We start from the raw sequence: 18,248 nt of genomic DNA, 5'->3' as shown, positions 1-18,248 counted from the left end.
CTGACCGACGCAGGGACTGAAGGGGACCGGGGCCGCGGCTCAGCCGATCACCTTCTTCACCACTTCCACCAGCTTCTGGGGATCGAAGGGCTTGACCAGCCAGCCGGTGGCGCCGGCAGCGCGACCCTGGGTCTTCATGGCGTCGGAGGACTCGGTGGTCAGCATCAGGATGGGCGTGGCCTTGTACTGGGGCAGGCCGCGCAGGGTGCGGATCAGGGTCAGGCCGTCCATGCGCGGCATGTTCTGGTCGGTCAGCACCAGGTTGATGGCGCGGGCCTTGGCCTTTTCCAGGCCGTCCATGCCGTCCACGGCCTCGACCACGTCGTAACCGGCACTCTTCAGGGTAAAGCTCACCATCTGGCGGATGGAGGCGGAATCATCGACGGCAAGAATGGTTTTGGGCATGGGAGACTCCGATTTTCAGAAGAGTTCGATTTCGCCGGTGTTGAAGCCTTCCTGGCTCACCGGATTATTGGAGGTGCGCTGGCGCAGGCCGTCCACCTGGGTGCGGGCCTGGAGCAGCGACTGCCGCAGGCTGTCGGCCTGGGCCGCGGACATCTCGCCCTGGCCGCACTGGGCCGCAGCCGCCAGGGCCCGGACCTCGCCCAGCACCGCCTGGACCGATTCGAGGCGGCCATTCACGTGGGACAGCAGCTGGGTCACCATGTCCTGGAACTGCAGGGAGACCACCGCCTGATTGACGCTCTGCTCCATGCTCTCGGAGATGTGGTTGAGCTCATCGATGGTCTCGCCGGTACGGTGGTTGAGGGCCTCGATGTTCTGCATGGCCACCTCCACCCCCTGCTTGGACTTGAGGGCGAAGGTCATGTCCTGGGCCGCCATCTTGTTGATGGCCTGCTCGGTCATTTCGATGGACTGCTGCATGGTCACCAGCTGGCCGCGGATCTGCTGGCTGAAGTGGCTGGTGCGGCCGGAGAGGTCGCGCACCTCGTCCGCCACCACGGCGAAACCGCGGCCCGCCTCGCCGGCCCGGGCCGCCTCGATGGCGGCATTCAACGCCAGCAGGTTGGTCTGTTTGGAGATGCCTTCGATCTCGCCCAGCATGCCGGTGATGCGCTTCATCTGTTCCGACATCTTGTCGGTCATTTCCACCAGTTCCATGGCCAGCTTGGAGTTGGCCACCACGCTGTCCACGAAGGCGTGCAGGGTTTCCGAGGTGTGCTGGGCGAAGCCGGCAAAATCGGCGGCGCCGTCCTCGCCGCGCTGGCTGCTGATGATGCCCGTGCCCAGCTCCTGCTGACGCCGGGCCTGCTGGCTCATTGCGGTGAAACTCTGGATCAGGGTGCCGATGGCTTCCGAGAAAATCTGCTGGGTCCGCGTCACGTCGGCCCGGGCTTCCTCGAACTGGCTGTGGAATTCGTCGCTGGCCCGCTGCATCACCTCGCCGGTCTCGGCCAGCAGGCGCACACTTTCGCCACCAGCCACGTCACCGCCGGACGACTCCTTGCCGTCGGCGGAGGAATCGCGCAGCAACAGGGAAAACAGCAGCCAGCCGACGACGATGGCGCCGATGCCGACGGAAAAGGGGGCGCCGCGCAGGTCAGGGTCGATCGCCGCCATGGTCGCCGCCACGAGCAACGCCCATACCAGTCCGAAGCCAGACAATTTGGCCCATCCGTTCATCGTACCCAGTCTCCCCTTATTAGTTTGCTTGTGCTGGCTGACCGGACATTCTACAGGGGCGGGCGCCCGGATGGCACCTTGGTGCCGGGGGTCAGCGTTTCGGACGCAGGGATGGCGTCATTGCTCACTTCCACATCAGGCGCGGCGTCCCGCAGGAACGCCTCTTCCGTCTCCTTGTTGAGGACGACGATGCTGATGCGGCGATTGACCGGATTGAGGGGGTCGTTGCGGTCGAACAGCACGGTGGAGGACATGCCCACCACCCGCAGGACCTTGTGGTCGTCCATGCCGCCGCTGACCAGTTCGCGCCGGGAGGAATTGGCCCGGTTGGCGGACAGCTCCCAGTTGGAGAAGCCCCGGGCGCCGGCGGCGAACTGGGCCGCGTCGGTATGGCCGGAGAGGGTGATGCGGTTGGGCACCGCATTCAGCACCTTGCCGATTTCCTTGAGGATTTCCCGGGTATAGGGCTTCAGCTGGTCGCCGGCCAGGTCGAACATGGGCCGGTTCTGCTCATCCACGATCTGGATGCGCAGGCCCTCGCTGGTGATGTCCAGCAGCAGCTGGTTCTTGAACTGCTGGATGGCCGGATTGCTCTGGATGGCATCCTCGATGCGCTTCTTCAGCTCCTTGAGCATGGCCCGTTCGCGCTGCTTGGCTTCTTCGGAGGACTTGGAAACGCTGTGCTTGGCCGCGTCCTCGCCTTTGCGCACCTGGCCGTTCTGCCGGGTCAGGTCGAGGCCACCGCCCTGGATCACCGCCGTGGCGTCGCCGGAACCGGAGCCGCCCTGCATGGAAACCTTGAGGGGATTCTGGAAATACTCGGCGATGCCTTCCAGATCGCCTTTGGCGGTGGAGCCAAGCAACCACATCAGCAGGAAGAAGGCCATCATGGCCGTGACGAAGTCGGCGTAGGCCAGTTTCCAGGCCCCGCCATGGTGGCCGCCGCCACCCTTCTTGATGCGTTTGATGACTATGGGGCGAGAGGAATCGTCGCTCATCGGCGCTTACCGGGCAAAAGGGTTCAGGACTTACTTGCCCTTGCGAGCCTTGAGTTCTTCTTCAAGTTCGCGGAAGGACGGGCGGACGTCGGAGAAGAGAACCTTGCGCCCGAACTCGATGGCCACCTGGGGAGCGTAGCCGGACATGGCGGCCAGCAGCACCACCTTGATGCACTGGTAAATCTTCGAGCCTTCGTGGGCCTTCTGCTCCAGCAGGCTGGAGATGGGCGAGACGAAGCCGTAGGAAAGCAGGATACCGAGGAAGGTGCCCACCAGGGCGCCGCCGATCATCTTGCCGAGCACGGCGGGCGGCTGGCCCACGGAGCCCATCACGTTCACCACCCCCATCACCGCCACCACGATACCGAAGGCGGGAGCGCCGTCGGCCACCTTGGCCATGGCATGGCCCGGCACCTCTTCCTCGTGATGGTGGGTCTCGATTTCCATGTCCATCAGGGCTTCGATTTCCAGGGTATTGAGGTTGCCGCCCACCATCATGCGCAGGTAGTCGGTGATGAAATCGAGGACGTGGTGGTCGCCGGCAATGTCCGGGTACTTGCTGAAGATGGGGCTGGATTCGGGGTTTTCCACGTCGGCTTCGATGGCCATCAGGCCTTCCTTGCGCACCTTGGCGAGGATTTCGAAGAGCATGGCCAGCAGGTCGATGTAGAGGGCCTTGGTGTACTTGGAGCCCTTGAAGATGGAAGGCAGGGCGCCGACCGTCTTCTTGATGACCTTCATGCTGTTGCTGGCGACGAAGGCGCCCACCACCAGACCGACGATGGCGGCATATTCGGCGGGCACCCACAGGGCAGCCAGGCTGCCGTGGATGGCGTAGGTGCCAACCGAGGCCAGCAGGATGACTACATAACCAATGATGAGAAACATGCTTCCCCCCACTGCCCTTCCGGCAGCGCCTGCTGTATTAATTCGGTGTATGCCATTCTAGCAACAACCCTTACGGCTGAGCAAAATAGCATCGGGCCGAACAAAAGCCCCAGAAAAACTCCGCCAGCCGGCGGATTCTGGCCCCCGGAGGCGATCCATTTTGCCATTCATTATGGTGTCCCAAGGGCCCGGGGGCGAGGACAAATGTCTCTTATTTGGGCCCGGAAACTGTTTTAAACTGGCAAACATGCGCCACGCACACTCCTCCTCCCGCGATGAACTACTGTAGCCACTGCGGCGCTCCGGTGCACCTGCGCATCCCTCCGGGAGACAGCCTGCCCCGCCACGTCTGTGACGCCTGCGGCACCATCCATTACCTCAATCCCAAGCTGGTGATCGGCTGTATTGCCGAATGGGAGGACCGCATCCTCCTCTGCCGCCGCGCCATCGAACCGCGCCACGGCTACTGGACCCTGCCGGCCGGCTTCATGGAAAACGAGGAGACCACCGGCCAGGCCGCGGCCCGGGAAACCCTGGAGGAAGCCTGCGCCCGGGTGGAAATCGGCAGCCTTTTCGCCGTGGTGAACGTGCCCCACATCAACCAGGTCCACCTCTTCTACCTGGGCAAGCTGGTGGACGGCCGCCACAGTCCGGGGGAGGAAAGCCTGGAAACGGCCCTGCTGCAGGAAAGCGACATCCCCTGGCACGACCTAGCCTTCCGCAGCGTGCGCTTCGCCCTGGAACGCTATTACGCCGACAAACGGGAAGGCCACTTCCGCCTGCACAGCCTGGACCTGCCCCCGCCGCCGGCGGACTACCTCTAGGGCCGGCCCGCCCCCTACTCCTCCAGCTTGAATTCGATCGGCAGCACCAGCCGCAGCTCCCGGCCGCGCAGGGCTTCCGGCAGCGGCGTCGTGGCCAGGGCCCGGTTGAGCATTTCCAGCCCCTGGTCGTCGAGCAGGCCGTAGCCGCTGGAACGCTGCAACTGCACCGTGCCGGCCAGGCCGGCGGGACCGCCCACCAGCACCACCACCTCCACCGTCCCCTCCCAGCCCCGCTCCCGGGCCAGCCGCGGATAACGCTTGAAGCGCCGCGCCTCCAGGGCCAGGGCCAGGCGGTACTGGCGCAGGGCATCGCCGCTGGCGCCTTCCCGGGCCGGCGCTGCCGCGCCCCGCTCGCCGCCACCGGCCGCCGGACTGGCCGCCGCGCCGGCATGGCCCTCCCCTTCCCCCCGCCGCTCCGGCGCAGCCTCGGCCGACGCCGGCGGACGGGCGGCAGCAGCCGCCACCTGGGCGGTGGCACCGGGTACGGCCAAGATGGCAGCCGGCCGCTCAGGCAGGCGGGACGGCACTTTCGGCGATACCTGCCGGGAAAGCGGCGCCAACTGGGCCTCCCGGGGCACGACCTCGGCAGCTGGCCGACCGCCACGCAGATCCACCCGCATGCCGCCAGCCGCCGCGCTGGGCGTGGGCGTTAGACTCCAGCGCCCCCAGGCCAGGAGCACGGCATGGGCCAGCAGGGAAACCACCAGGGCGGCTTTGAGGGTGGAAGATGGGGCAGCCATGGAACGATTGGGCAGACAAATGGATGGAAGACAGGGCCGCAGCCGCGGCAGTGGCGGCAACGGGGGAAAATCGGAGCCGCCGCTGCCATACAGGCGCAAGGATACCCGAAAGCCTCCCCTTCCCCAGCCGCCACCTGGCAGCCAGTCCATGCCCTAGGAAAAGCCGGCGGCCTTTGTTACTCTGGCGCAAACCGATGATTTTTATGGACTCCCATGAACGATCCGGTATGCCTGCCGCCCCCGCACTGCCTCCCGGCCCCCCACCTGCTGGCCGAGTTCGCCTGTGCGCCCCTGATCCTGGCCCTGGACCAGAACGGAGTGCCCCAGCGCTGGATTTCCTGGCAGGAGGCCTGCTTCTACTACGCCCGGGAAATGGTGGCCTGGGATGCGGGCGACAACGCCTTCACCCTGCGCGGCGGCATTTCCCGCCTCACCGGCCAGCGCTCCGCCATCACCGCCAACAGCATCATCGCCCTGCGCGGCCACAGCCACGGTCAAGGCTACAACCGCCACGTACCGCCCCTCTCCAACCGGGAACTGTTCCACCGGGACCGCCACCTGTGCGCCTACTGCGGCCGGGAATTCTCCAGCCAGCGCCTGACCCGGGACCACGTCATCCCCATTTCCAAGGGCGGCAGCGACACCTGGACCAACGTGGTGGCCGCCTGCATGCCCTGCAACCAGAAGAAGGGTGCCCGCCTGCTGGAAAAGGCCGGCATGGAACTGCTCTACCTGCCCTACGTGCCCAACCGGGCCGAATTCCTGATTCTCTCCAACCGCCAGATCCTGGCCGACCAGATGGATTTCCTGGCCCGCCACGTGCCGGCCAAGAGCCGGGTCATCTGAAGCCGCCCCGCGGCGCCGGGAACGGCCCGGCCCCGGCTGTGGCAAAATCGGCCCATCGGCTTTCATTGACGCGGAATTCCCCATGCCCCAAGGCCCCCTGGCCCATCTGACCCTGCTCGACTGGAGCGCCCTGAGCTGGTTCCTCTTCTGCTGGATCGGCTACGTCTTCTTCGCCGAACGGGGCCCTCACGCCCGGGAGAACCTGGTGGGCCAGGGCCACGCCTACCGCCTGCAATGGGCGCGGCGCCTGCTGGAGCGGGAAGTGCGCATCACCGACGCCTCCCTCATCGGCAACCTGATGAACAGCGTCTCCTTCTACGCCAACACCACCATCTACATCATCGCCGGCCTCTTCGCCGTGCTCGGCACCCTGGACAAGGTGGTCTCCGTCACCGCCGACTTCCCCTTCGCCCGGGAAGTCACCCGGGACCTGCTGGAACTGAAACTGCTGCTGCTCTTCGGCGTCTTCGTCGTCGCCTATTTCAAGTTCACCTGGTCCCTGCGCCAGTTCAACCTGCTCTCCATCCTGGTGGGCGCCGCCCCCACCGGCAGCTGCGACACCGATCCGGAACTGGAAGCCAGCGCCCGGCGCATGGCGGCGGTGAACAGCTACGCCGGGGACGACTTCAACCGGGGCATCCGGGCCTACTACTTCGGCCTCGCCGCCCTCACCTGGCTGGTGGGTCCGGGCCTGTTCCTGGTGGTCACCAGCATCATCGTGGTGGTGCTCTACCGCCGCGACTACCATTCCGAGACCCTGCTGGCCATGCGCCCGCCCGGCGGCGGCGCCTGAGAAACAAAGGGCTCAGGCGCTCAGCTTGAGCCCGGCCACCCCGGCCAGGATCAGGCCGATGCTGCACAGACGCAGGGGACTGGCCGATTCCCCCAGCAGGAAAATCCCCACCAGGGCGGTGCCGGCGATGCCGATGGCCGTCCACACCGCATAGGCCAAGCCCAGGGGCAGCTGTTTCAGGGCCAGGGCCAGCAGGCCCACGCTCGCCGCCATGGCCGCCAGGGTGGCAGACCACATCAGCGCCGGACGGGAGGAGGCGGCCGCCGACTTGAGGCCCAGGGCCCAGCCGATCTCCAGCAGACCGGCGAGCAGCAGCACAGCCCAGGCCAGCAGGGGCGAGAGGAAAAAGACAGTAGTGGGGGAAAACATGGGCGACCTCCGTGGCAACGGGGCCGTCCCCAAGGCACGGACGCTGGCGGGGTCGTCCCCGCAGCGGGCGGCAGGCGCCGCCGGAAGAAGCAGAAAAGGAGTGGCGGTGAGGGTGGGATTCGAACCCACGTGCCAGGTTTCCCTGACCATCTGATTTCGAGTCTCCACCAAAAAGCGCTTCTTTTTGCTAATCAACATGTTAGCAAAGTAAACAAGCGCAACACAACATAACTAATAATCAATGGGTTAGCGTAAATCAGACCAACCTAACGAAACTAGCCGTTGCCCCACAACTGCACCACAGTTAGCCCCTTCTCATTCATTAATTTGCGTCTTTTTCTTCCGGGGTTGTGGTGGATGGTCTATCACGTACCGTTCCATAAACTCCCTTATTACATCAGCTCCAGATCGCCGCGTTCGCTTCGCCGCGGCTAGAAATTTGGCCTTTAGGCCAGGAGGTAAGCGCAAATTATAGGTTTCGTCGTTGCCCATGCTGTCATGAAAAGCTCGTGTAGTTTTGAAATCATGACACAGCTTTAATGGGAAGGAAGTAACGAGGCATGAAGGTGATGAGGTGGTTTTCCAACTCCAAGCATCCATCCTGGAGAACTAGCTCAGCATGTTGCATATCGGCAAGCATCTTCCTACGCACTCGCCCCTGATTCATACCCTGCAGTTTCATTTCCACCGAATACAACCTGCTGCATAAGTCCTGAAGCAGTTGGATGGTTTGCTGCATCTGATTAATCGTGTCCGCGGAATTGTTGCTACTTGAGAACCTTTGAGATACGGTAGTTTTAGCCATTCTTCACCCCTATATGGTGTTCGTATGGTTAGCTCCTGACCATGGTTGCCTCCATGGTCAGGAGCGATGAAATTACCTGGTACGCCCGAGCCCTTTGAGTGCGCTATAGGCCCGGTAGCCAGCAGCGCCGATCTGCGTTCTGTTGATAGCCACCCCAGCCCCCCATCGAGCACCAGCTCCGGCAGCGTTACCGCCGCTATTAGCCAGACTACTTACAGCGCTGCCACCCATGCTACCTAAGGCGCCAAGAACGCCAGCTTGGGTTGCAGTGCCCCCGGTCAGATAAGCTGCCCACTCAGAAGTTTTAAGCAGCATATAGATGGATATAGCGGTGATTGCCATATGAGCCCCAATCGCCTTGGTAAATACTCCGTCCCGCTCTAAATCCCAGGTAGTGAGGACATCAGAGACCCCTGCGATGTACCGATTCCCGACCCCAGCAACAGCCGCGATGAACACAACCCATAGGGTGTAGTTCGCGCTGGCCCTCAACCAGGCCCAGGTAATGTGCCTGGTCTCTTTAAAGCTGGCTAGCCACAAACAGGGGCCGGCGACCATGAACATCATCATTAAAGAAAAAAGGGCTATGCAGAGCAGAGCCAGCATGCCTATGTACATGACGCAGGCTAATAGGGTCATGATGAAAACCACCACCCCAACCTTGAGATAAAGCCAGGCATTTGTGATTGGATTCCCTGGCACCTCCAACTCATCAATGGTTGCAATCACCTTTCCCAAGCTCTGCTCATTGGCGTCCAACAGGCCACTAATACCGCCATCCCCGGAGCTTTCCCCGCCACTTGCCGCTAGAGCACCGGCCTTCTGGGCTATCGACATCAATGGCCCCCCAACCCACTCGTTAAAGGTTGAGTACGAGCCAGCAAAGCCGGTAAGGACCATAATCAGGACCACAGAAATAGCCCAATCCTTGGTTCTCTCACCAGCACGCCCCATGAGAATCACGTACCCCGCGACCAGAATATAGAGCGTGGTGATAACAAGACCCGGCCAAGAACCCATCAGGCTGTTGTATACACCGGAAACAAGCACGTCCGATTTCTCCAACAACGCATTGAGGATGGAACATCCCAGAGAGGAGCAAGCATCCATTAGAACGGCCTCCGAGGTTTGCCATTGCTGCCGGGCTGGGCAGAGTCCCAAATCAGCTTGTTGATATCCGGCATTGGTGGCTTATCTTTCTTGCCTTTCTTCGACTCGACTGGCTGACTTTGTTGACCGATTTCTCCCGACTGTGGGGCTGGCTGCACTGGCAGGGCCTGGAGCCCCCCTTCCTGCCGGTCTTTGGTGATGGCAATATTCTCCGCCAGGATTGGACGAGCAGCAGCACCAACCAAGATCAGGACCAGCAACTTTCCTCGCATACGCATAAAACCTCCTTAGAACGGCCGACGGCCAGACTTTTGTCCAAAGATTTTGTCCAACTCGAGGGCCGAGCTGTTGATTTGCTCCAGCCGCTTTTTCCTTTGCTCCATTGCCACATCGGATGCCCCCCGATAGTTAGCCAGAGCCTCTGCCTGATTGGCCTGGGCTGCTATAGCCAACATATCCACTAGGGTGGCCAAGACCTCTACCAAGATTCGATTTCCCAAGTCCTGTGCATCTTTCTGATTGGCGGTCTGGTCAACCATCCCGGCCAGTTCCTGAACAATCGTTATCCGGTCCTTAATACCAGCCAGGGTACGCTCCGACTTGGCCACCACTTCCTTAAGCGCCCCTTGTTGCACCTGATAGCGCCGAGAGATAGATCTATATCGATCTTCTCGGTTAGCAATGTCCCGAGGATCTACAAAGACTTCATCCAAGATCTCTTTGGTGTCTTGATAGATGTCATTCCCGTTAATTTGGCTCACGTCCTTGATGACCCGGTCGCCCTCATCCGCGCCTCCCTTAAGGACACCGCCGACTTGGCGGCCTACATTCCCCCATTTTTTGGCTTCACCAACTATCCCGCCAGAGGATTCCCTACTGATGGTGTTAGATAGTCGATTAATGCGATTCACCAGAGACACCGCACGGTTGTAATGACCGGTGAGGTTGCTTTGAATTCTTTGGGCCTCGGACAGAACCCCCCCCATGGTCTCAACTTGCTTCGACGCCTTCTCAAGCATTTCCACCTGCTGCTTAATTTGCTCGACGTAGTAGCTATAGCTAGTAGGGTCAGTAACCACCATGCCCGCCGTAGCTGACTTAGCCAGCAGTGCAAGACATAGCATCCAAACAGACAGCCGCGAATCACCCATAACCAGCCTCCTAAAATTGTAATTACAAGACTAGTTGCAATCTACGCGGACGTCAATAATGGCGCGGGTTTCGAAGTGTCTCTTAACTCGTCACTATGGAATCAAAAGCACCAGATATATGATAATTTGCGTATCCTGCCATTAGCTTTCACCGCCTTCGGAGTGCTGGAAGCACGGAGTAGAAGCGGGGAAAGCGTGGGGGTAGGCGCCAGGTTCTAGGCGCCACCCCTCCACCCTCTGGCCCTCGTAGGCGAAGCCGAAGAGGGGCACCTAACAAAAAGACTAATTAAAACGGGCATTTATGCACGTTTCCGCGAAGCCGGGCCGGAGCGGGTAGCCTGGTCGGGCTGATTTGTAGCCCGGCCTGGGTAGCCGTGTAGCCCGGCAGCGCGGGGGGTGTAGCCCGGGGCCGGCGTAGCTGTAGCCCACGGGCCGGGCCGGTGTAGCCCGGCGGAAACGGCCTGTATCGAGGCGGCCGAATCGTCGGATTCGGCCCTGATAGTCGATTGCACAACCGAATTGACGTTTTCGGTTGTGCAATCGAAAGGGCGAAGCCCAGGCGCCGAAGAACGGGACCACGGAGCCGGGCAGGGTCAGGATCGGCGGCGGCGGCCAGAGCTTTCCCCGGTGGATCAGTAAAACGGCAGGGGCGCCACTTATCCCCATCCCGGCCCGCCAAGTGGCCGGGTTGTGGGTAAGTGGGGAAGTCGCCCCGGTGAGGACTCCGACGCCGAAAAAATCCGACACGGCCCGGCCAGCGGCCGGCGCAGTTAAAGTGCGGGGTCTGGGGTATGCCAATACCCCAGCAGGTCCAGGGCTGGCCCTGGCGGCTTCCCCCATCACGGGGGGATGCCGAATCGGGGTGGGGTCGCTGGCTTCTGCTGAATCGGCCGCTGTGTTGATCGTCCTGGCCATTGAGGCCGGGACGATCATGGGGGAACACTCCACAGACAGAACGGCCCCTCACACGGGGGACGCCCGGGGCCTTACTCGGGCCTTTGGCCCTCGCCCTCGCGGGCTGTCTGTGGATTGTTCCCCCCGCAGCTGACACGCTCCCACGGCTGGGGCCGCTTCGGCCTGGGGGGGGTAGAGCGGCCCCTGCTGCTGCATCCCTACCACACAGACCGGACAATGCGGCCGGCACCCGCAAGGCTGAGACTCGCGCCTTATGCGGGGCCCTGGGCGCAGCCTGCCAGAGCGGTCCCTGGGCACCGCCCAGGGATGGCCCAAGATAAACACCCGCACCCCCCTCCCCGCCCAGCAAATCCGCAGCCCTCAAGGCATTCCCCGCCGTAGTGACAAAACAGATCCACCAGGTGCGGAGATCCGTCACTAAAAATTTCGCTGCGAAATTTTCGTGACAGATCCACGGCGCCGGCCGCACGAACTTGTCACTAACCCCCAGCGGGAAGGATCGGAAAGTTAGCGTGAAATCGGCCTATTCAGGCCGCTAGACTTGATTGGAAGGTTGATGCAGGCGCGCCAGGCCATCCCGCCGAAGCCGCCCGCGAAATCCGCAGGCAGGCGCACCAATCGGCCTGACAACTACCATCCCTCCCAGGTCCGCGAAAAAAAACGCGGGTTTTACGAGGAAGTCTCTATACGTTTCACCCAAGCGAATTGTTGCGGGGTGAGGCCAGGCTTGCCCCTGGCAGAAGTAAAAAGGAAAGCGAAATGAAGAAACAACGTAAAAGCCTGCTGTTGGCGGCGCTACAGGTGCTTGTATGCCTAGCCCTAGTCGCATACTCCGCGCCGGTCTGGTGAGCCGAGGCCAGGCCCGGCAGGTGCAGGGCCAGCTGGCCAGGTCGCCGCGGTGTCACGAAATAAAAGCGCCGGGGGTTTCCCGGCGCTGTCTGCTTGCGCTGCTCCTGTTGAGGATCAAGCCGCCCTTTCCAGCACCCGGACGCGGCCGGCCAGGCGGGGCATCAGTTCCCGGCGGGCCATACGCAAATCGTAGGCCGTCTGTAGGTTGATCCAGAACTCGGGCGTAGTCCCGAAGTAAAGGGCCAGCCGGCAAGCGGTGTCCACGGTGATTTCCTGGCCGTGCTTGATGATGTTGGTAATGCGGCTGGGGGCTACGTCAATGTCCCCGGCCAGGCGCGTAGCAGTCAGGCCCAGAGGCTTAATGAAGTCCTCCAGGAGGATTTCCCCCGGGAGGATTTCGTCCAGTAGTTCAGTGTTCGGCACCATAGCTCGGCCCTCCTAGTGATAGTCCGCAACTTCGACGGCAGAGATTCTAGAAATACTCATCTAAGGACTGATCATAGGCTAGCCCGCACATCGATCGCATGACCGCATGAACGATTAGCTCCAGCCGTTTGAATAAGAGATGGCGATCTTCCAGAGGAAGTATCCCATCGTGTACCAAATTTGAACGAACCCCGTTCAGGCGTCCGATCTCTAACTTTTCTTTGACCGAGTCGAATGTGCGTTCAGTGATTTTGCTTAGGTACTCGATCAGTCGGCTGATATGACTGGTATTGCACATTGGAAAAATCTCCAATGCCGTCCACAGGAGCAAGAACTTCTCTTCGCTTGGGTCATATTGCAGTGAGCGAGAGTAGAACCGGGCCATTAAGTTATAGCGCCGCGCCAGGTCAGAATTTGCTGCCAGGGCTTTGTTCATGTGAGAGAGTTTTCCAAGGAACTGAGCGCTATCCATGCTGATTGCGACACCAGGCCGCATTGCCATCGAAACCCATCCCTTCTGGGGACTTTCCCAGAGGGGGCCACGGTATACCTGCTCAAAAAAAAGATGCGGCTGGTATGCAATGCTAAGGTGCGCTACAACGCGGTCAATAGCGTCTTCGATATGGGGAATAGCCGCCGGCGAGATATCTTTTGATCGGGCAGTTAAGGCGAGGTAGCGTTCGTCAGGTAAAAGCTGAAGCTCTCCCACGGTTGATATTTCATGCGCTTTTCCTATCACATGAACCCTGGTGAGTTGCTGCGGAATATGATACGTACGGGGGCCGTTGAAGCTTTCGACAGTGACCGGGTCCACAATAAAGCGAAAATTTGGCCCAGAAAGGGTATGGGTACGATAGACCGCCAACAACTTAAAATAGCCAGACATTTGTTGATGGCATACGTTGTTAGGGAACAGAAAGCATACACCGGGTACACAGCTGTCGGCTGTGGTGGAATTAAATATAGATTAAAAGACGTATTAGCTTGAATTGCCAAAATCCTGAGACCCCCATGTATAAAAGGTTTTCGGTCGATTGGCTAATGGATAGCGTATCTGTTGGAACGGTATTGCGTATCTGCTGGAACGGTATTGCGTATCTGCTGGAACGGTATTGCGTATCTGCTGGAACGGTATTGCGTATCTGCTGGAACGGTACTCAGCCACGCGGCTTCATAAGCTTCTTTGCGACATTCACCAAGTGCCGCCTTTGAGCCTTGCTGGCCGTTTTTTTCACCTGGACGAGATCTCCGACCATGGTGTAACTGAATCCCTCGCCGTGAATACTGCTAGCCTTGACCACAGCATCTAACGCCTTACGTAGCTTCTGCCGCGCACTTGTGGGGCTATCGTTTTCACTGCCCGCAAGTTGGAGCAAGGTTTTTGCCTTCATCGGGTAGGGTGCGGCATGACTGGCATAAAATCCGTGCAACCATTGCGCAAGCGGCTGGCGATCGAGTTCGCGGCGAACGACCCATTGCACCTGCGTGAACTGATCAGGCCCGAACAAGGCCAGCAGCTTGGGACTGAGCACGATCACCCACTCCCCCGTTTCCTTGTCTTTGAATGCTTCATCGAGCAGGCCGCCGATGTACTCATATCGGCCCTGCTTGAACTCGACAGCATGGGCGCGCAGCCTTGTGATTCTTTCGTGCAGGGTGTCCCGATTTTTGCCGCTGTCGCTTTTTCCCATGAGTTTCAGCAGGGCGTATGACGTAACGCGACACTGATTACCTATCTCTTGCAGACGAATGGCGTGCAGGACGCTTAACCACACGTCGAGATCGCCTTGGTCTAGTCGCTCGCCAGTAAAAATGACTTTCACCCCCTCGACTGACGCCAATTGTTCTCCCTTGAGAAACCGCCTGAAACCTGGGCGGATGGCTCCAAACAAGGCAGAGCGCAGGGCACCATTCGGCACGGCCCGCACCGGCTCCGGCCATATGGGCATTTGCTCAGGGACTCTTGGCAATTGCATACCCGTTGAAGAAGCAACCTCATTCTGCCGCCCCCTCCGGCGCGCCTTCGCCTGTAGCCTAGTAATTTGCTCAATGAAAGTTGCCGCACTTCCTGCACCAACATCAGCTGGAACGTGCGCGACTCCATTGGGGAGATCAATACTCACGGCTATTTGCCAACCGAGGCCAGTCTATTGCCCTGCTGATTGATCTATGAGCTTTGCAATCGTTTGGGTTTTGTAATAAACCCTACGACCAATTTTCAGACGGGCCATATTGATTTGATGCGCCCATTCAGATTCCCGTCCAAGGCAGATTCGTAATCCATCCACATTGCGATCTAGCAGCTTTGCAAGCTGCGGGAGGGTCATTAGCGGGCCACACTTTTCCAGCAGGTATATCTCTGTGCTTGAGGAACTCATAGTTGCATCCACGTATAATCACGAGACCTTGAGGCTCAAGGAAAAGAGCACTCAGGGCGCATTAAACGTAAATATTACGTTTAATGCGTAAATTATACGTACATTGGCGGAATGTCAAGGATTTGCTATGCCTAGCACCGAGAAACCACTGCGGAAGCAAAAGGGGCGCTCAGGAGGAGGATCTCCCGAAGAAAACTTCGCAGCTGACGAAGAGAAGCGCCAGAAGCTAAAGGAACAGGTTTCCCAGATGCAGGATCGGCTGATGTTTCTGCTGGATGACTGGGCTCCAGCAACCTACAAGTACAACTATCTGCAATCGAGAACGGGCATTCCTGCCTCGAGCTGGCAGAACTTCTTTCTTGGCAAACAGAAAGCCACCGTCGAAATGCTGATGGCTATCAGCATGCAAATGCCCGCCGAGGCACAGTGGCTTATGACAGGATGGCCAATAAAGGATGCAAACGGGAAGTCTGTCCTCCCGCCTGACGGTGCATTTGAAAAGTACCTAGAGCGCCGTGAGTGGGCCCGTGCACAGAAATCTGGGACCTAAGTCCCTTCGTCCAGGCGATCAAGCCTGGATACCAAATCCACCGCCCTCAAGTGCGTATAGCGGCGCAGCATCTGCATTGTTTTGTGCCCCGATATCGCAGCCACCTCTTGGTCCCCTAAACCTTTCTCTACCAAACGGCTAACAGCCTCATGGCGCAGGTCGTGGAACCGCAATCCCTGTAATCCAGCATTATTTCGTGCCGTCTCCCAAGCCTCTTCGAAGTTGTACTTTCCTCCGGCTTCCCCAAAGAATACAAATACACATCCAGCTGGCCGCCGTACAGGATGGGCTAAGGCAAGCCTCAAAGCCTCTGTGGCCCGGAGAGAGAGAGGAATCGTTCTAGCAGCTCCATTCTTGGTATCCCTTAGCAATACGACCCGGCTGTCAAGATCCACATCTGGCAGTTGAATACCCTGTATTTCCCCTTTCCGCATCGCAGTTTCAAGTCCAAGTACAACAATCTGCCTCAAGAATGGGTTGGAGCACTTAGCACACTCATCTAGGAGGCGCTGCTCATCAGCAAAGGACAATCTTCTATCTCGTCCTTGAGCGGCTTTGGGCTTACGAATATTTGCCACCGGGTTGTACGTCAAGCCAAGCCCCCACTCTCGAATGGCGATCGAATAGAGATGTGACAACAACGCCAACTCAAGTCTAACCGTCGATGGGGACAAAGGTTTTTTGGTCCGAGGGCTAACTGTTCTTAAGCGCTTGTCCCGATAGTCCGCCACCATATCAGCAGTAATACCAGCCAGGCTGTAAGCTCCCAACTCTCCCGCCAGCGCATTAGCAAATACGGTCTCTCGCCGAACGCCCGTCCTCTTTCCAGGCGAGATATCACTCAGATATCTCTTAAGCGCTGCATTGAGCGTAGTTTTTTCTGCGCCGGAGCGAACGACATATACGCCCCTGACAATTTCATCCTCTACTCGCCGTGCCCAGTCCTCTGCATCACGCTTTAACCGAAACGTTTTTATTTGAGTGGGGAAACCCGTCTTACGAACGTAAGCTTTCCAGGTCCCAGTAGGGGTCTTGGTTATGCTGGCCATATATTGTGAATGCACCATTTCCTGTGGCAAACTGCACCGGAATTGCACCGCAACGCATAGCCAGTGTCAAGAAACAAAAAGGGCCAGCATACATGCTGGCCCTTGAATCTCTTGCAGGACAATGAATTTGGCGGTGAGGGTGGGATTCGAACCCACGTGCCAGGTTTCCCTGACCATCTGATTTCGAGTCAGCGCCGTTATGGCCACTTCGGTACCTCACCGGGGAGGCGGATTTTAGCACGATTCGCTGCCCCGGGCGCTGACCTGGGCCCCTTTGTCGGGCTGGGCGTCCATGGCACAATCCGGGAACTTTTTTCCCGGACAACCCCGGAAAGGCGAGGATGCGTCCACAGGTATTCCGCTGGCTGCTGGTTGCCCTGCTTACCCTGGTCCTGGTCTACGCCTGTGCCGACAGGAAGGTGGCCTCCTGGCGGGAAAGCAACGAGCTGGTGGTTCTCACCAGCCCCGGCCCCCTGACCTACACCCCCGGCGCCCAGGACAACGGCGGCGAAGCCGGGGCCGGCTTCGAGTACGACCTGGTCAGCCTCTTCGCCGAGGAGGCCGGGCTCAAGCTGAAGCTGGTTTCCGTCGGCAATTACCGGGAAGTGGCCCAGGCCCTGAAGCGGGGCGCCGGCCACATGGCCGCCGCCTGGCTGGTCTGGCACCCGGGCGTGGCCAACAGCGAATTTCAGGCCACCACTCCCTTCTTCCAGAGCAGCCACCTGCTGGTGCAGCACGAGGCCTCCCTGCCCATCACCAGCACCGAACAGCTGGCCGGACGCACCGTGCACGTGGTGGCCCGCAGCCGCCACGCCGACCTGCTGGCCGGGCTGCCGGCCCTCAATCCGCCGGTGACGGTGCAGGAACATCCGGAATGGAGCGACCTGGACCTGCTGCAGGCGGTGGCCGAGCAGCGCATCGAGCTGGCCCTCACCGACGGCCCCATCCTCGACATCGCCCAGAACTACTACCCCCAGCTCAGCGCCACCCTGCAGATCGGCGAGCCTCAGCCCATCGCCTGGCTCTTCCCCGGGGACGCGGACCCAGAGCTGGTGGCCAAGGCCGAAGCCTTCCTCGGCCGGGTGCACAAGGACGGCACCCTGGTGCGCCTGAAAGACCGCTATTTCGGCCACGTACGCCGCTTGAAGCAGTTCGACGTGGTGCAGTTCCTCGAGCGCACCCGCAGCATGCTGCCGGATTACCGCACCCAGTTCGAATCGGCCCAGGCCCGCACCGGCATCGACTGGCGCCTCATCGCCGCCCTGGCCTACCAGGAATCCCAGTGGGACCCCATGGCCACCAGCCCCACCGGGGTGCGGGGCATGATGATGCTGACCGAGGAAACGGCGGACCGTCTCGGCGTTTCCAACCGGCTCGACCCGAAGCAGAGCATCAGCGCCGGCGCCCGCTACCTGGCGGACATCCGGGACCAGCTGCCGGAAACGGTGAAGGAGCCGGACCGCACCTGGATGGCCCTGGCCGCCTACAACCTGGGCCTGGGCCACATGAAGGGCGGCCTGGCCATCGCCCCCAGCACCGAGGCGGACCCGGATTCCTGGTTCGAAATGAAGCGGGTGCTGCCCCTGCTCTCCCGCCCCGAGTATTACCGGCGCTTAAAGAGCGGCCGCGCCCGGGGTGGCGAGGCGGTGATCATGGTGGAGAACATCCGCATCTTCTACGACATCCTCACCCGCCACGAGCCGCCCTACATTCCGCCCAAGCCGGTGGCAGAAAGGAAGGAGAAAAAGGGCGACAAGAAGGGCAAGAAGCGACACTGAGGCACCGCCGGGCAGGCAAGGCGCCAGGGTCGAGGGGCATGGCGCAGAGGCAGGCAGCAAGCCATTCTCCAGGCAGGCCATGCCGGAATGTCCGTCCCTCCTGCCTTGCAGCCGGGGCAAAGAAAAAGGCCGGGA

18 protein-coding genes and 1 tRNA gene are annotated in these 18,248 nt (G+C 60.3%); 5 read left to right on the top strand and 14 right to left on the bottom strand.

The genetic code is table 11. The annotated features are described in order from the left end of the window. Positions 1–39 precede the first annotated feature (39 nt). The 4 genes from AZSP09_RS17075 to motA all read right to left on the bottom strand — a co-directional run bounded on the left by AZSP09_RS17075 (position 40) and on the right by motA (position 3,530). Positions 40–405 (bottom strand): response regulator, encoded by a 366-nt coding sequence (locus AZSP09_RS17075; protein WP_014236791.1) that lies wholly within the window; start codon positions 403–405, stop codon positions 40–42. A 15-nt stretch (positions 406–420) separates the two neighbouring features. Further along, on the bottom strand, positions 421–1,581 hold the full coding sequence (locus AZSP09_RS17070; RefSeq protein WP_232058815.1) for a methyl-accepting chemotaxis protein: 1,161 nt from the start codon (positions 1,579–1,581) through the stop codon (positions 421–423). Between the two features lie 113 nt (positions 1,582–1,694). Next, entirely contained in the window at positions 1,695–2,642 is a 948-nt protein-coding gene (motB, locus tag AZSP09_RS17065; RefSeq protein WP_014236789.1) for a flagellar motor protein MotB, read from the bottom strand. A 30-nt stretch (positions 2,643–2,672) separates the two neighbouring features. Beyond that, complete coding sequence (motA, locus tag AZSP09_RS17060; RefSeq protein ID WP_014236788.1) at positions 2,673–3,530, bottom strand: flagellar motor stator protein MotA; 858 nt, start codon at positions 3,528–3,530, stop codon at positions 2,673–2,675. A gap of 275 nt (positions 3,531–3,805) precedes the next feature. Here motA and AZSP09_RS17055 point away from each other — a divergent pair, with 275 nt between their 5' ends. After that, complete coding sequence (locus tag AZSP09_RS17055) at positions 3,806–4,354, top strand: NUDIX hydrolase (protein WP_152090724.1); 549 nt, start codon at positions 3,806–3,808, stop codon at positions 4,352–4,354. 14 nt (positions 4,355–4,368) lie between these two features. Here AZSP09_RS17055 and AZSP09_RS17050 read toward each other — a convergent pair whose 3' ends face one another. Beyond that, entirely contained in the window at positions 4,369–5,094 is a 726-nt protein-coding gene (locus AZSP09_RS17050; RefSeq protein WP_172974790.1) for an energy transducer TonB, read from the bottom strand. A gap of 213 nt (positions 5,095–5,307) precedes the next feature. On the opposite strand from AZSP09_RS17050, the gene AZSP09_RS17045 reads away from it, so the two are divergent. Then, positions 5,308–5,940, top strand: coding sequence for an HNH endonuclease (locus AZSP09_RS17045; RefSeq protein ID WP_172974789.1), 633 nt, complete (start codon positions 5,308–5,310; stop codon positions 5,938–5,940). Positions 5,941–6,022: 82 nt separating this feature from the next. Then, positions 6,023–6,733, top strand: a complete 711-nt coding sequence (locus tag AZSP09_RS17040; RefSeq protein ID WP_014236784.1) for a DUF599 domain-containing protein — start codon at positions 6,023–6,025, stop codon at positions 6,731–6,733. Between the two features lie 12 nt (positions 6,734–6,745). On the opposite strand, the gene AZSP09_RS17035 is transcribed toward AZSP09_RS17040, so the two are convergent. The 7 genes from AZSP09_RS17035 to trfA all read right to left on the bottom strand — a co-directional run bounded on the left by AZSP09_RS17035 (position 6,746) and on the right by trfA (position 14,481). Beyond that, complete coding sequence (locus AZSP09_RS17035; RefSeq protein ID WP_269473820.1) at positions 6,746–7,102, bottom strand: DMT family transporter; 357 nt, start codon at positions 7,100–7,102, stop codon at positions 6,746–6,748. A gap of 877 nt (positions 7,103–7,979) precedes the next feature. After that, a complete protein-coding gene (locus AZSP09_RS17030) occupies positions 7,980–9,017 on the bottom strand; it encodes a type IV secretion system protein (protein WP_152090722.1) in 1,038 nt (345 codons plus the stop codon). Beyond that, on the bottom strand, positions 9,017–9,295 hold the full coding sequence (locus tag AZSP09_RS17025) for a hypothetical protein (RefSeq protein ID WP_152090721.1): 279 nt from the start codon (positions 9,293–9,295) through the stop codon (positions 9,017–9,019). Before AZSP09_RS17025 ends, AZSP09_RS17030 begins: the two co-directional genes overlap by 1 nt. Before the next feature lie 9 nt (positions 9,296–9,304). Then, positions 9,305–10,168: a type IV secretion system protein gene (locus tag AZSP09_RS17020; protein WP_152090720.1), complete on the bottom strand. Its 864-nt coding sequence runs from the start codon at positions 10,166–10,168 to the stop codon at positions 9,305–9,307. Between the two features lie 1,878 nt (positions 10,169–12,046). After that, on the bottom strand, positions 12,047–12,358 hold the full coding sequence (locus AZSP09_RS17015; protein ID WP_152090719.1) for a HigA family addiction module antitoxin: 312 nt from the start codon (positions 12,356–12,358) through the stop codon (positions 12,047–12,049). Positions 12,359–12,404: 46 nt separating this feature from the next. Beyond that, the gene (locus AZSP09_RS17010; RefSeq protein ID WP_152090718.1) at positions 12,405–13,244 is read right to left on the bottom strand and encodes a HEPN domain-containing protein; all 840 of its coding nucleotides are present in this window, start codon (positions 13,242–13,244) and stop codon (positions 12,405–12,407) included. Positions 13,245–13,515: 271 nt separating this feature from the next. Next, entirely contained in the window at positions 13,516–14,481 is a 966-nt protein-coding gene (gene trfA, locus AZSP09_RS17005) for a plasmid replication initiator TrfA (protein WP_197739026.1), read from the bottom strand. 382 nt (positions 14,482–14,863) lie between these two features. On the opposite strand from trfA, the gene AZSP09_RS16995 reads away from it, so the two are divergent. Then, complete coding sequence (locus AZSP09_RS16995; protein WP_152090716.1) at positions 14,864–15,286, top strand: hypothetical protein; 423 nt, start codon at positions 14,864–14,866, stop codon at positions 15,284–15,286. On the opposite strand, the gene AZSP09_RS16990 is transcribed toward AZSP09_RS16995, so the two are convergent. Further along, complete coding sequence (locus tag AZSP09_RS16990; protein ID WP_152090715.1) at positions 15,283–16,335, bottom strand: tyrosine-type recombinase/integrase; 1,053 nt, start codon at positions 16,333–16,335, stop codon at positions 15,283–15,285. The two genes, AZSP09_RS16995 and AZSP09_RS16990, sit on opposite strands and share 4 nt — an antisense overlap. Before the next feature lie 128 nt (positions 16,336–16,463). Further along, positions 16,464–16,556: transfer RNA gene (locus tag AZSP09_RS16985), tRNA-Ser, on the bottom strand. 120 nt (positions 16,557–16,676) lie between these two features. On the opposite strand from AZSP09_RS16985, the gene mltF reads away from it, so the two are divergent. Continuing rightward, a complete protein-coding gene (mltF, locus tag AZSP09_RS16980; RefSeq protein ID WP_152090714.1) occupies positions 16,677–18,113 on the top strand; it encodes a membrane-bound lytic murein transglycosylase MltF in 1,437 nt (478 codons plus the stop codon). Positions 18,114–18,248 lie beyond the last annotated feature (135 nt).

The organism is Azospira sp. I09 (genome assembly GCF_009177135.1).
Taxonomy (GTDB): domain Bacteria; phylum Pseudomonadota; class Gammaproteobacteria; order Burkholderiales; family Rhodocyclaceae; genus Azospira; species Azospira oryzae.
The sequence above is the reverse complement of the archived record's forward strand: the minus strand, read 5'-3'. Positions and strand labels throughout refer to the sequence as shown.